This is a genomic window from Streptomyces sp. A3M-1-3, assembly GCF_024213665.1.
Classification (GTDB): domain Bacteria; phylum Actinomycetota; class Actinomycetes; order Streptomycetales; family Streptomycetaceae; genus Streptomyces.
The window spans coordinates 270918-283042 of record NZ_JANAVP010000001.1 but is presented as its reverse complement, the minus strand read 5'-3'; the positions used below and the strand labels follow the sequence as shown (position 1 = coordinate 283042).

Genomic DNA, 12125 nt, shown 5'->3' with positions numbered 1-12125 from the left:
GCGTGCATCCCATGGCACAGGCAGCGGAGATTCAGGCAACCATCGGAGACAGCGAGTTCGATCGCGACACCGCTGTCGTCCCGCGCGGTCCGGGCGAGCCGGGCGTCTACGACGCGGAGCTCTCCGCGGGCTGGACAATCATCCGCGCCGTCAACGGCGGCTACCTCCTCGCCCTGCTGGGCCGTGCCCTCGGCGACGCGCTGCCGCACCCCGACCCGTTCACGGTCTCGGCGCACTACCTCACCCCGTCGCACCCCGGCCCCGCGGTCGTCCGCACCCAGGTCGTCCGCACCGGGCGCACCCTCTCCACCGGCCAGGCGTCCCTCTTCCAGCTGGACGAGAACGGCGCCGAGGTCGAGCGGATCCGCGTGCTCGCCTCGTACGGGGACCTGGACACCCTGACCGAGGACGTACGGACGACGGCGACCCCGCCCGCCATGCCCGCCTTCGAGCACTGCCTCGGTCCGGAGGACGGGCCCGCTCTCATCCCCGGCAGCTCCGCCATCACCGAGCGGCTGCGGCTGAAGCTCGACCCCGCGACCGCCGGCTGGGCCATCGGCGCGCCGTCCGGCAAGGGGGAGATGCGGGCCTGGTTCGGGCTGTCCGACGGCCGCGACGCCGACCCATTCTCGCTGCTGCTCGCCGTGGACGCGCTGCCGCCGACCGCCTTCGAGCTGGGCCTCAAGGGCTGGGTTCCGACGGTCGAGCTGACCACCCACATCCGCCGCCGCCCGGCGCCGGGGCTGCTGCGCATCTCCATCACCACGCGGAACCTCGCGGGCGGATTCCTGGAGGAGGACGCGGAGGTCTGGGACAGTGCGGACCACCTGGTGGCCCAGTCCCGGCAGCTGGCACGCGTCCCGCGCTGACCCCCGTCCGCCCCACCGGCTGTCACGGACCTGTACGCAGGAACCCGCGCTTCGGCCCCCGCTACGGCCCGGCGGGGGCCTACGGCTCGGCCAGGCCGAGCTGGATGCGCTGGGTCAGCGCGTCGTAGTAGACCGCACCGTCGATGATCTTGCCCAGGTCGTCGTAGTGCAGGACCTCACAGAACGGCACGTCAACCCGCTTGTGCGTCGCGGGACGGCCGTCGCCGAGCGGGCCGTCGTTGATGCCACACCCCTGGAACAGGGCGATCGTGGTGTCGCCGCCGTTGATGTACCGGATCTGCTCGGCCCGTGCGTCCGAGAACGCCGTCACCCACTCCTGCATCTGGGCCAGGGTCTCCTGCGCGCCCTTGGCGGTGCTGCCGCGGGCCTGGTCGGCGTACGTCACATCCGGATGCAGCAGGTGCGTCACCATGTCCCAGTCGCGCTCGTTGAAGGCTCGTATCAAGGCCTTGTGTGTGGCGATGTTGTGCATGTCGCCCTCCGGGGGGGCTGGTGCGGGAGGTCCGGCTGCGGGCTCATTCCAGGATGGCACCGGGGGTACGGCAGTCAAGTCCTGGCGCACGCCGGGCACCGGGGACCGGTTGCACCCCCGCGCCGGGTCTGCCCCCCGCTGCGGCTCGTAGAATCATGACCACCATGGCCTACCTCGACCACGCCGCGACCACTCCGATGCTGCCGGAGGCGGTCGAGGCGATGACCGCCCAGTTCGCCGTCACCGGCAACGCCTCCTCGCTGCACGCTGCCGGGCGCCGAGCGCGCCGTACCGTCGAAGAGGCCCGCGAGGCCCTCGCCGAGGCGCTGGGGGCGCGGCCGAGCGAGGTGGTGTTCACCGCGGGCGGCACCGAGGCCGACAATCTCGCCGTCAAGGGGCTCTACTGGGCCCGCCGGGACGCCGACCCGGCCAGGACCCGGGTGCTGAGCAGCCCCGTCGAGCACCACGCCGTCCTCGACGCGGTGCACTGGCTCGGCGAGCACGAGGGCGCCACGGTGGAGTATCTGCCGGTCGACGCGTACGGCAGGGTGCACCCCGAGGTGCTGCGCGCGGCGATCGAGCGGAACCCCGACGATGTGGCGATGGCCACCGTGATGTGGGCCAACAATGAGATCGGCACGGTCCAGCCGGTCCGCGAACTGGCTGCTGTGGCAAGCGAGTTCGGCGTACCGCTGCATGCCGACGCGGTGCAGGCCATCGGGCAGCTCGAGGTGGGTTTCGCGGACTCGGGGCTCGCCGCGATGACCGTGAGCGGCCACAAGATCGGTGGTCCGTACGGCATCGGCGCTCTGCTGCTCGGCCGCGAGTACAGCCCCGTACCGGTGCTGCACGGCGGCGGCCAGGAGCGACACGTCCGCTCCGGCACCCTCGACGTGCCCGCGGTCGCCGCGTTCGCGGTGGCCGGGGTGCTGGCCGCCGAACGGCGCGAGCAGTTCGCGCGGGAGGTCGGCGGCCTGCGCGACCAACTGATCGAGGCCGTACGCGCCGCCGTTCCCGACGCGATCCTCGGCGGCGACCCGGCCGACCGGCTTCCCGCGAACGCGCACTTCACCTTCCCGGGCTGCGAGGGTGACTCGCTGCTGCTCCTGCTCGACGCCCAGGGCATCGAGTGCTCGACCGGCTCGGCCTGTACGGCGGGAGTGGCCCAGCCCAGCCACGTCCTCCTCGCCACCGGCACGGATCCGGACCTGGCCCGCGGCACCCTGCGCTTCTCGCTCGGCCACACCTCCACCAAGGCGGACATCGACGCCGTCGCCGAGGCGATCGGCCCGGCGGTGGAGCGCGCCCGAACGGCGGGACTGAGCTAGGCGCGGATGAACGTCGCCGGTCACGGCTCCCGGCCCGGTAGCTCGCCGACGCGGGCGTTCCTATAATGGTGAATGCGCGCATGTAGGGGATATTTCACCTGGTCACTGCATTAGCCAGAGGTGACTGCGGATGATCCGGCTCCACATGGTCAGAACGATTCTGGCGGCCCTCGCCGCCGTCTTGCTGGTCTGCGCGGGCACCGCACCCGGGCGGACGACGGCGCAGCAGGACGATTTCGACCCCGTCACCGTCGAGCGGCTCGACAAGACGATCAACGAGATCATGGAGCGCGCCGACATCCCCGGCGTGAACATCGGCCTGTGGATTCCCGGACGCGGCACGTACGTGAAGTCGTTCGGTGTCTCGGACCAGGCGTCCGGCACTCCGATGAAGTCGGACCTCCACATGCGGATCGGCAGCCTCACCAAGACCTTCACCATCACGGGAGTGCTGCAACTCGTCGACCGGGGAAAGGTCGGGCTCGACGACCCCATTGCCGAGTACGTCGCCGGTGTACCCGAGGGCGACCGCATCACCCTGCGCGAGCTGGCCGGCATGCGCAGTGGCCTCTTCGACTACTCCGAGGACAACAGCTGGATGCGGTCCCTGCTCGCCGACCCCCAGCGCACCTGGACCCCCCGGCAACTGCTCGACTACGCCTTCGCGCACCCCCTCAACTTCCCGCCGGGAACCAAGTGGGAGTACAGCAACACCAACACGATCCTGCTGGGCCTGGTGATCGAGAAGGTCACCGGGCAGCCCCTGGGCGCCTATTTGGAGCAGCAGGTGTACGAGCCGCTGAAGCTGGCCGGGACCTCGTTCCCGACGAACAACGCCATGCCGGACCCGTACGCCCAGGGGTACACGGACTTCACGGAGGACGGCACCGTTGCCGAGGCCACGAACTGGAATCCGTCCTGGGCCTGGGCCGCCGGAGCCATGATCTCCGACCTGAACGACCTGCACACCTGGGTCCCCGCCCTGGCCGACGGAAGACTGCTCGCCCCCGAGACGCAGAAGCAGCGTCTGGCGTTCCGGCCGATCGGCTATCCGGACGTCTCGTACGGGCTGGGCATCATGCGGGTGAATGACTGGATCGGCCACAACGGCGACCTCCCCGGCTACGAGACGCTTGCGGTCCAGCTGCCGTCCCGGAGGGCCACGTTGGTGATCCTCATCAACTCCGACGTCAACTACAAGGGCGACTCGCTGAGCACGACGCTCGGCCGTGCGGTCACCTCCATCGTGACCCCGGACCACGTCTTCGACCTGCCGGCCGAGGCGCAGGCCAAGAAGTCCAGCCCGCCCCCGTCGTCCCCGTAGTGCTTTAAGGGTTCCGCCTCGCCTCGGCGGCCGCCTCGCGCGCGACCGGCTCCGCCTCCCGAACCAGCCTCATGTACCTGTCCCAGTCCCAGTGCGGGCCGGGGTCCGTGTGGTCCGTGCCCTGGACCTCCACATGACCGACGATGTGCTCGCGGTCCACCGCTATCCCGTACCGTGCGCAGATCCCCGCCGTCAGCTTCGCCGACGAGTGGTACATGGCGTCCGTGAAGTCCTGCGGCCGGTCCACGAAACCCTCGTGCTCGATACCGACGCTGCGCTCGTTGAACGAGCGGTCACCCGCGTGGTACGCGACGTCCAGCTCGCGAATCATCTGGGCGACGTGCCCGTCCTTGCGTACGACATAGTGCGCGGCCGCCCCGTGCCCCGGGTCCTTGAACACCTTGAGCGCGACCGGAAAGCTGCCCTGGACGACATGGATGACCACCCGGTCGACGGTGTAGTCGTCGGGCCGGTCCGCCCGCCGCCAGTTCGCCGAGGACGCGGCCGTCCACTCCGCCCCCGCATGGTCGAGCTCCCCCTCCTTGCGCGGCTTCTCGACGCCCGGCACCCGCCACCAGGCACGCTTCAGCTCGTCTCGCGCCAGTACGGCGGTGCCGGCGACCGCGCCGAGGCCGCCGATCAGCAGCGCCCGTCTGCCGACTCGGCGGCTCGTGTCCTTTCCCACTCTCCCCATGCGAATCACAACGGTTACGCCCGAGCGATCAGTTCCCCGGTGCACGTACCCTGTTTGGTGCTATGACTCAGACTCCGCAGCGCCGCCCCCTCCGTGTCCTTGCCGCCATGTCGGGCGGTGTGGACTCCGCCGTCGCCGCCGCCCGCGCCGCCGAAGCCGGGCACGACGTCACCGGCGTCCACCTCGCCCTCTCCGCGAACCCGCAGTCCTTCCGGACGGGCGCGCGCGGCTGCTGCACGATCGAGGACTCGCGCGACGCCCGCCGGGCGGCGGACGTCATCGGGATCCCCTTCTATGTGTGGGACCTGGCCGAGCGGTTCCGCGAGGACGTGGTCGAGGACTTCATCGCGGAGTACGAGGCCGGCCGCACCCCCAACCCGTGCCTGCGCTGCAACGAGAAGATCAAGTTCGCGGCGCTGCTCGACAAGGCGCTCGCGCTCGGCTTCGACGCGGTCTGCACCGGCCACTACGCGACGGTCGTGCTGAACGAGGACGGCACCCGCGAGCTGCACCGGGCCAGCGACATGGCAAAGGACCAGTCGTACGTACTCGGCGTACTGGACGAGAAGCAGCTCGCGCACGCCATGTTCCCGCTGGGCGACACCCTCACCACCAAGGACGAGATCCGCGCGGAGGCGGAGCGCCGCGGCCTGGCCGTCGCCAAGAAGCCCGACAGCCACGACATCTGCTTCATCGCGGACGGCGACACCCAGGGCTTCCTGGCCGGCCGGCTCGGCAAGGCGGAGGGCGACATCGTCGACGAGTCGGGCGCCAGGCTCGGCACACACGACGGTGCCTTCGGCTTCACGATCGGTCAGCGCAAGGGCCTGCGCATCGGCCACCCTGCGCCGGACGGCAAGCCTCGCTACGTCCTGGACATCTCGCCGGTGAACAACACCGTCACCGTGGGCCCGGTCGAGGCACTGGACGTGACCGCGCTGACGGCGATCAAGCCCCGGTGGTGCGGCGCGGCCCCGGCCGGCCCCGGCACGTACACCGCGCAGCTGCGCGCCCACGGCGGAGAGACCGAAGTGTCGGCGGAGCTGGTCGACGGTGAGCTGCGGGTCACCTTCGGCGAGGCCGTACGGGGTGTGGCACCCGGCCAGGCCATCGTGCTGTACGACGGCACCCGGGTCGTCGGCTCGGCGACCATCGCGACGACCGAGCGGGCGACCGCGGTCGCCTGACGCGGGCCCGCGGGACTCCGGGGACGGCACCTATCCGGCCCGGGCCTCCAGCAGCTTCTTCAGGGCCGCCAGGTCCTTTCGGTTCGCCCGCGGCATCGCCGCGGCCATCACGCTCGCGCCGATCGCGACGAAGCCGCTCGGCTCGCAACGGTTGCGCAGCGTCATACGGGTGCTGGGGTCCCCGGAATCGGGCGTGGCCGACAGCTGATCCGGATATGGGCTTCGACGGCTGCGGCCGGGCCGGGAGGTTCCCGGCCCGGCCGTCGGCGTCACGCGTCAGGCGGCCGGCCGGCCGCGCTCCGCGGCGCGGGCGTGTTCGATGAAGCTGGGGCTGGGTTCCACCCCGAGTTCCCGCCGCAGCGTGCGCCTGTACCGGCGGAAGATTTCAATGGCCCGTCCTGGCATACCGTCAGCGAGGGCGGCCTGGAAAAGCAGTTGATGCGCGCGTTCGTTCAAGGGCTGCCAGTCGGCGAGGTATCCGGCGTGGAGTGCGGCTGATCGGGCGCGGCCTTCGGTCAGGCACATCTCGCCCACTCGCTCCAGCGCTTGGGTGCGGCGCCGGTCCCAGTGCGTGCGGTGGTCTTCGGTCCACTCGGCCGTCACATCCGTCAGCAGCCGTCGGTGAAGCGGCATCAGTTCTTGATCCTTGGGGCAGACACCTCGCATGATGCGGTCGATGACTTCTTCGGCGGCGTGATAGTCGCTGCGCAGTTGATCGGTGATGCTGATCGATTCCCCTTTCACTACGGGGATGTCGCTCGGCAGGATCTGCTGGCAGCGCCACAGGAGTCTGCTCAGACGCCTTCGTGCGGTGCGCGGGTCGTGTGAGGGCCAGAGGGCGCCAAGGATCGCGGGGCGCCGTACTTCCCGTCGCGGGCTCAGCAGCACAAAGGCGATGAGTTCCGCGGCTTGCGGTGCGATTCTCTCGCTCTGGCGGCCACTGAAGTGTATTCCGTCTTCACCGAGCATTTGTAGAACAATGGGGGCTGCGCGATGTGCGCATTCGGTGTTTTCGCTTTGGGTGATGCCGACTTTCTTGATTGCATAGCGGACCGTAGTCATTGGTCTGCTCCAGTCTCATTCTGTGGGGCCGTGCACGCTCCCGGCCCCTCCCCGTAACTGCACCTCTGTACCTTTGTGCAGTATTGAACTAAGTGTGATCTTCGCTCAACCCTATCCGACCGCCCGCGGGAGGCCTACCGCTTTGGTGAACGAACGGAGCCCCCTGGGCCGGCCAGGGGGCTCCGCGCTGGTCTCCGAGGTGCCCGGTCAGAGGAAGTGCCGAACCAGGTTGGCCAAACCCACGAGGAGTACAAGGATCACCCCGGCCGCGGCGGTTCGCTGCGCCTTGTTCTGCCGGGCCGCCTGAACGCACTGAGACATGCCGTAAACGGCCGCCAGCGCGCCCAGACCGCCCATGGCGGCAGCGCACACCTGGGCCCACAGGCTGTCGCCGGACGCGCGAAGGAGGATCGAGGCGATCAGCAGGGGAATGAGTGGCCATGTGTGGCCGCTGAGGGAACTGTCCTCGCGGTTGTTCTGCCGAGCAGTTCCTGAATGATCGGTCATCGGGTTCCTTGCTGCGGATAGTCGGAGCTTTTCTCAGGCATCGCGGCGCTGTACGGCATGGAACGCCGCCGCCGCCAGGCCGGATACCCAGGCGGTGAAGACGAGCACGCCCAACAGGCGGCGCGGAATGTTCTCGAAATCCGTGGAAGCGACGCCCTTCTGTGCTGCGCGGAATGGCAGCCAATCCGCCGCTGCCGCAATGGCCTGCAAACTGTCGAGGCCGTGGACGACCAGATAGATGGTCGTCTCGCCCAGGAGAGGGAATACCAGCCACAGGGCGATCGCGACAGCACTGGAACGAGTCACGGTCCCGAGCGCGATACCGGCGATCGCGCACAGCACGACCACGGCGAAATAGCAGGATATGGCGAGAAGTATTCCGCCCGTGCCGGGAGCTGCCTCGATAAGTCTTCCGGTGCTGACTGCCATGGCTGCGCAAACGACAATGAGGCAGCTCAGCGCAGTGGCTGCCGCAGCGGCGCCGGAGATGACGTAGACCTTGGCCAGGACGACGTCCGCTCGCCGCGGTATGGCTACGAATAGCGGGCGGATCGTTCCGTACCGGTGCTCGTGCGTCATGCTGCAAATCCCGAGGATTCCGACGATGAGACCGATCAGCGGAATGCCGGTGAACTCTGCCGCAAGGTTGAGGTTCTGGAATGCGAGGTCACCGGAAATCCGCGAATTCTCCGGGAGGCCCCTCACGTCCATGCCGAGAGATACGCCGAAGAGGAGGGAGAGGGCCACGATCCAGCCGGCCGCCCAGTAGCTCGACCGCAGCGTGCTGAAGCGGACCCACTCGTACCGGATGCCACGGGCGACGCCCCCGGATACGAGAGCCGCCGGTGCTCGGGTTGTCATCACAGGCTCCTCGACGAGGTGTTGGCGGTTGCGGGTACGGCGTGTCGTGGCCCGAACTCCACCGCCGCTCCGGTCAGTGCGAGGTAGGCGTCCTCGAGCGATCCCCGACGGGTCGACAACTCCAGGACCAACGCCCGTTCCTCCCAGGCGATTTCCGCGACCCGCTGCTGGCTGATACCGGTGAGGACCAGGGTCTCGTCGTCCACGACGACCGAAGCACCGTCCTCGCGCAGGCGTCCGACGAGATCGGGATTGGCCGGCGTACGAAGGACCACTTCACCGGCCGTGTTCCGGCTGACGAAATCGGTGACACTCGTGTCCGCGATGAGTCTGCCCTTGCCGATGACCACGAGATGGTCGGCGAGCAGAGCCATCTCCGTCAGCAGATGACTGGAGAGGAAAACGGTGCGCCCTTCGTCGGCCAGCGCTCTGAGAAAGGTCCGCAGCCACGTGACGGTCTGCGGATCCAGCCCGTTCGCCGGCTCGTCGAGGATGAGCACGCGCGGGTCGCCGAGCAGCGCGGCTGCCAGTCCCAGCCGCTGGGCCATGCCCAGCGAGAAGCCCTTGGGGCGTTTGTCCGCCACGGATTCGAGTCCCACCAGCCGCAGGCATTCCTCTGCTCGGGCGGCGGACACCCCCACGGCCGCTGCCATCGAGCGCAGATGGTTGCGGGCCGATCGTTTGGGGTGGAAGCAGCGGCTGTCCAGCAACGCCCCCACTACGCGGCTCGGATCGGTCACCTCGGCCAGTGGGCGACCGTCGAAGAGTGTCTGCCCCTGTCCCGCGTCGAGCCCCAGCATGAGGCGCATGGTGGTCGACTTGCCGGCACCGTTGGGGCCCACGAAGCCGGTTACCGCTCCTGCGGGCACCGTGAACGTGAGGTCGTCGACCGCAGTCGCACCCCGAAACCTCTTTGTCAGATGACGTGCCTCAATCACGTGCTGTACTGCCCGTCTGCTCGGCGGAGACAAGGAACAGGAGCGCGGCCGACGGGAAGAGGGAACTCCCATCGGCCGCAGTCCTCAGTGCTGTGCTGCGGGTCAGAAGAGACCGATGATCTCCCGGACAGCCACGTAGACCTCGTAGACGGTGGCGCCGACCGAAATGGCCTTCCGGACGAGCCACGGAACGACCCGCTCGTAGACCTCCTTGAACTTGGCGTAACCGGCGCGCGCAGCATCGGTCAGCTTGTTCCACGCGGCGCCGCCGAGGCCCTTCAGCTTGTTGATGACCCAGCCGAGCCGGCCGGCCTGGCTGTGCTTCGCCTCCGCGGAGGCCGCGGCGGCGGAACCGGTGGCCGGCGTGGACGCCGAAGAGGTGATCTTGATGTCCGCAGCCGAGGACACCGCACGGTGGGTGTCGACCGTCTGCACCTGGGCCACGGCCCGAGTGGGCGTCGCCGACGCAGCAGCGGCGGACACGGGAGCGCCAATACCGATCAGAGCACCCGCGAGCACAGTGCTTGCGATGATGCGCTGGCTCTTCTTCACAGAATTCTCCACAAGTCTTGGATCGAGCCGGTTCGGCCGAGCGGCCGGCGGCTGTCACAGACTTGGGCGCCCCCTTCTCCCACAGGTGTTCCAGGCGTTGTTGATGGATCTTCCGCATGTTCCGATCTTCGCCCGCCGGTGTCTTCGGAGTGTCTTCGCGGACACACCGCCCGAGGTCAGGACGTTTCCCACGGGGGAGGCCGGTCCGGTACGAAAACCTTCTCCGGGTCAGACGACCTCGGTGTCGTAGAAGCAGAAGTGGTCCTTGATCGCGGCGACGTCGGGCTTCGGGTCGGGGTACGCCCAGACGAGATCCGCCGCGCCGGGCACCGACCAGTAGTCGGCGTCGCCCTTGAACGGACAGTGGGTGTGGGAGTCGGAGCGCGTCAGCAGTTCGGTGCGTACGTCGTCGGGCGGCAGGTAGTACCTCACCGGGCACCCCGTTTCGCGCAGCAGCAGCGGCCGCCGGCTCTCCGCCAGGACCTGCCCGTCGCGTACGACGCGTACGTGTTCCGTGCCCTGCTCGACGGTGATGCGGTGTCCATGAGTCATACGGACATCAGCATCGGGGCGGGCGGGCTTCTTCCCCGCCGGTGATGCGAGCATGGCCGGTATGGCTACCCATCTGATCACCGGTGCAGGTTCAGGGATCGGCGCTGCCGTCGCGCGCCGGCTCGACGAGCGGGGCGACGACCTCGTCCTGCTGGCCCGTGACGCCGGCCGGGCCAAGGAGCTCGCCGCCCGCTTCCCGGGTGCCCGCACCCTCGTCGGCGACCTGGCCGACCCGGACCGCCTGTCCTGGGCCTTCTCCCACCAGGCCCTCCCGGACCGGCTCGACTCGCTGCTGCACATCGCCGGCATCGTCGACCTCGGTCCGATCGGCGACCTGCGGCCGAAGACATGGCACCAGCAGCTCAACGTGAACCTGATCGCCCCGGCCGAGATCACCCGCCTCGTACTGCCCCAACTCCGTGTCTCGCAGGGGCATGTGGTCTTCGTCAACTCCGGTGCGGGCCTGGCCGCGCACGCCGAGTGGGGCGCGTACGCCGCGTCCAAGCACGGTCTGAAGGCCCTTGCCGACTCGCTGCGCCACGAGGAGAAGCCGAACGGCATCCGCGTCACCTCGGTCTACCCGGGCCGCACCGCGAGCCCCATGCAGGCCAAGGTGCACTCCCAGGAGGGCAAGGAGTACGACCCGGCGCGCTGGATCGACCCGGAGTCGGTCGCCACGACGATCCTGATGGCCATCGATCTGCCGCGCGACGCGGAGGTCAACGACCTGATGGTGCGGCCGGGACGATGAACAAGCTCATGCGGGGCGCAGCCACGGGCGTTGGATCGATGCCCGGCGGCGACGCGCGCGAGACCGCCAAGACCGTCACCGGATCCTTCGAGGACTTCCCGTACCTGCCGGAGCTGCCCGCGCGCGGTCCCGGCGCGGACATGATCGGGCGGACCATCGGGATGCTCGTCGAGATGTACGCGCACGTGGAACCCAGCGGCTGGCGGATCAGCGACCGGCCGGGGAGGGAAACCCGGCGGGGCCGGTCCTGGCTGGGCGAGGACCTCGACGCGCTGGAGGAGTTCACCCCGGGGTACGCGGGCCCCCTCAAGGTGCAGGCGGTCGGCCCGTGGACGCTGGCCGCTGCCCTCGAACTGCGCGGCGGAGAGGCGGCCCTCGGCGACTCGGGCGCCTGCCGGGATCTGGCCGGCTCGCTGGCCGAGGGGCTCAGGGACCATCTCGCGGAGGTGCGGCGCCGGGTGCCGGGCGCGGAGGTGGTGCTCCAGCTCGACGAGCCGTCCCTCGTCGCCGTACTGCGCGGGCAGGTCAGGACCGCCAGCGGCTACCGGACGCACCGGGCGGTGGACCGCCAGGTCGTCGAGGCCACGCTGCGCGAGGTGGTCGGCGTGACCGACGGCGGTCCTGTGATCGTGCACTCGTGCGCGCCCGACGTGCCGTTCGCACTGCTGAGGCGGTCCGGTGCCGCAGGCGTCTCGTTCGACTTCGGCCTGCTCACCGAGCGTGACGAGGAGGCGATCGGCGAGGCGGTCGAGGGTGGTACGAAACTCCTCGCCGGAATCGTGCCCGGCACGGACAGTCCATTGTCAGACCCTGCCGGTAGCGTCATGGGTGTCAGGACGCTGTGGCGCAGGCTGGGGCTGTCGCCGGGGACTCTCGCCGAGTCCGTGGTGATCACTCCGACGTGCGGGCTGGCGGGGGCGTCGCCCGCGTACGCGCGCGCGGCCCTCGCCCACTGCGTCCGGGCCGCGAGATCCCTCGCGGACAACCCTGAGTAACGGGAGGACAGA

The 12125-nt window shown here is 69.4% G+C and carries 15 protein-coding genes; 6 read left to right on the top strand and 9 right to left on the bottom strand.

The genetic code is table 11. The annotated features are described in order from the left end of the window. Positions 1 to 11: 11 nt before the first annotated feature. Positions 12 to 869, top strand: coding sequence for a thioesterase family protein (locus NLX86_RS01330; RefSeq protein ID WP_254369656.1), 858 nt, complete (start codon positions 12 to 14; stop codon positions 867 to 869). Positions 870 to 948: 79 nt separating this feature from the next. Here NLX86_RS01330 and NLX86_RS01325 read toward each other — a convergent pair whose 3' ends face one another. Continuing rightward, positions 949 to 1362: an ester cyclase gene (locus NLX86_RS01325; RefSeq protein ID WP_254369655.1), complete on the bottom strand. Its 414-nt coding sequence runs from the start codon at positions 1360 to 1362 to the stop codon at positions 949 to 951. Positions 1363 to 1526: 164 nt separating this feature from the next. Between NLX86_RS01325 and NLX86_RS01320 the strand changes: the two genes are divergently transcribed. Further along, positions 1527 to 2690: a cysteine desulfurase family protein gene (locus NLX86_RS01320; RefSeq protein ID WP_254369781.1), complete on the top strand. Its 1164-nt coding sequence runs from the start codon at positions 1527 to 1529 to the stop codon at positions 2688 to 2690. 145 nt (positions 2691 to 2835) lie between these two features. Then, a complete protein-coding gene (locus tag NLX86_RS01315) occupies positions 2836 to 4014 on the top strand; it encodes a serine hydrolase (RefSeq protein ID WP_254369654.1) in 1179 nt (392 codons plus the stop codon). 4 nt (positions 4015 to 4018) lie between these two features. Here the strand turns inward: NLX86_RS01315 and NLX86_RS01310 are convergent, their stop codons facing one another. Then, on the bottom strand, positions 4019 to 4708 hold the full coding sequence (locus tag NLX86_RS01310; protein ID WP_254369653.1) for an N-acetylmuramoyl-L-alanine amidase: 690 nt from the start codon (positions 4706 to 4708) through the stop codon (positions 4019 to 4021). 62 nt (positions 4709 to 4770) lie between these two features. Here NLX86_RS01310 and mnmA point away from each other — a divergent pair, with 62 nt between their 5' ends. After that, positions 4771 to 5895, top strand: coding sequence for a tRNA 2-thiouridine(34) synthase MnmA (gene mnmA, locus NLX86_RS01305; protein WP_254369652.1), 1125 nt, complete (start codon positions 4771 to 4773; stop codon positions 5893 to 5895). Positions 5896 to 5925: 30 nt separating this feature from the next. On the opposite strand, the gene NLX86_RS34315 is transcribed toward mnmA, so the two are convergent. The 7 genes from NLX86_RS34315 to NLX86_RS01275 all read right to left on the bottom strand — a co-directional run bounded on the left by NLX86_RS34315 (position 5926) and on the right by NLX86_RS01275 (position 10367). Next, entirely contained in the window at positions 5926 to 6060 is a 135-nt protein-coding gene (locus NLX86_RS34315; RefSeq protein WP_302060788.1) for a hypothetical protein, read from the bottom strand. A 111-nt stretch (positions 6061 to 6171) separates the two neighbouring features. Further along, complete coding sequence (locus NLX86_RS01300) at positions 6172 to 6957, bottom strand: bacterial transcriptional activator domain-containing protein (protein WP_254369651.1); 786 nt, start codon at positions 6955 to 6957, stop codon at positions 6172 to 6174. Positions 6958 to 7164: 207 nt separating this feature from the next. After that, positions 7165 to 7464 (bottom strand): hypothetical protein, encoded by a 300-nt coding sequence (locus tag NLX86_RS01295; RefSeq protein ID WP_254369650.1) that lies wholly within the window; start codon positions 7462 to 7464, stop codon positions 7165 to 7167. Between the two features lie 33 nt (positions 7465 to 7497). Further along, on the bottom strand, positions 7498 to 8325 hold the full coding sequence (locus tag NLX86_RS01290) for an ABC transporter permease (protein ID WP_254369649.1): 828 nt from the start codon (positions 8323 to 8325) through the stop codon (positions 7498 to 7500). After that, entirely contained in the window at positions 8325 to 9263 is a 939-nt protein-coding gene (locus NLX86_RS01285) for an ATP-binding cassette domain-containing protein (RefSeq protein ID WP_308409531.1), read from the bottom strand. Before NLX86_RS01285 ends, NLX86_RS01290 begins: the two co-directional genes overlap by 1 nt. 102 nt (positions 9264 to 9365) lie before the next feature. Then, positions 9366 to 9815 carry a hypothetical protein gene (locus NLX86_RS01280; RefSeq protein ID WP_254369647.1) on the bottom strand — a complete coding sequence of 150 codons (450 nt, stop codon included), beginning with the start codon at positions 9813 to 9815 and terminating at the stop codon, positions 9366 to 9368. Positions 9816 to 10043: 228 nt separating this feature from the next. Further along, positions 10044 to 10367 (bottom strand): DUF427 domain-containing protein, encoded by a 324-nt coding sequence (locus NLX86_RS01275; RefSeq protein WP_254369646.1) that lies wholly within the window; start codon positions 10365 to 10367, stop codon positions 10044 to 10046. Positions 10368 to 10428: 61 nt separating this feature from the next. Here NLX86_RS01275 and NLX86_RS01270 point away from each other — a divergent pair, with 61 nt between their 5' ends. Both NLX86_RS01270 and NLX86_RS01265 read left to right on the top strand, forming a co-directional pair. After that, positions 10429 to 11118, top strand: a complete 690-nt coding sequence (locus tag NLX86_RS01270) for an SDR family oxidoreductase (RefSeq protein WP_254369645.1) — start codon at positions 10429 to 10431, stop codon at positions 11116 to 11118. Further along, on the top strand, positions 11115 to 12113 hold the full coding sequence (locus tag NLX86_RS01265; protein ID WP_254369644.1) for a methionine synthase: 999 nt from the start codon (positions 11115 to 11117) through the stop codon (positions 12111 to 12113). The genes NLX86_RS01270 and NLX86_RS01265 overlap by 4 nt, the downstream gene beginning before the upstream one ends. Positions 12114 to 12125: the final 12 nt, after the last annotated feature.

Bases quoted from the DNA above. Each gene is read 5' to 3' on its own strand.
- NLX86_RS01310 (WP_254369653.1), bottom strand. From the start codon at position 4,708: ATGGGGAGAGTGGGAAAGGACACGAGCCGCCGAGTCGGCAGACGGGCG.
- NLX86_RS01320 (WP_254369781.1), top strand. From the start codon at position 1,527: ATGGCCTACCTCGACCACGCCGCGACCACTCCGATGCTGCCGGAGGCG.
- NLX86_RS01275 (WP_254369646.1), bottom strand. From the start codon at position 10,367: ATGACTCATGGACACCGCATCACCGTCGAGCAGGGCACGGAACACGTA.
- NLX86_RS01315 (WP_254369654.1), top strand. From the start codon at position 2,836: ATGGTCAGAACGATTCTGGCGGCCCTCGCCGCCGTCTTGCTGGTCTGC.
- NLX86_RS01330 (WP_254369656.1), top strand. From the start codon at position 12: ATGGCACAGGCAGCGGAGATTCAGGCAACCATCGGAGACAGCGAGTTC.
- NLX86_RS01270 (WP_254369645.1), top strand. From the start codon at position 10,429: ATGGCTACCCATCTGATCACCGGTGCAGGTTCAGGGATCGGCGCTGCC.
- NLX86_RS01290 (WP_254369649.1), bottom strand. From the start codon at position 8,325: ATGACAACCCGAGCACCGGCGGCTCTCGTATCCGGGGGCGTCGCCCGT.
- NLX86_RS01295 (WP_254369650.1), bottom strand. From the start codon at position 7,464: ATGACCGATCATTCAGGAACTGCTCGGCAGAACAACCGCGAGGACAGT.
- mnmA (WP_254369652.1), top strand. From the start codon at position 4,771: ATGACTCAGACTCCGCAGCGCCGCCCCCTCCGTGTCCTTGCCGCCATG.
- NLX86_RS01265 (WP_254369644.1), top strand. From the start codon at position 11,115: ATGAACAAGCTCATGCGGGGCGCAGCCACGGGCGTTGGATCGATGCCC.
- NLX86_RS01300 (WP_254369651.1), bottom strand. From the start codon at position 6,957: ATGACTACGGTCCGCTATGCAATCAAGAAAGTCGGCATCACCCAAAGC.
- NLX86_RS34315 (WP_302060788.1), bottom strand. From the start codon at position 6,060: ATGACGCTGCGCAACCGTTGCGAGCCGAGCGGCTTCGTCGCGATCGGC.
- NLX86_RS01325 (WP_254369655.1), bottom strand. From the start codon at position 1,362: ATGCACAACATCGCCACACACAAGGCCTTGATACGAGCCTTCAACGAG.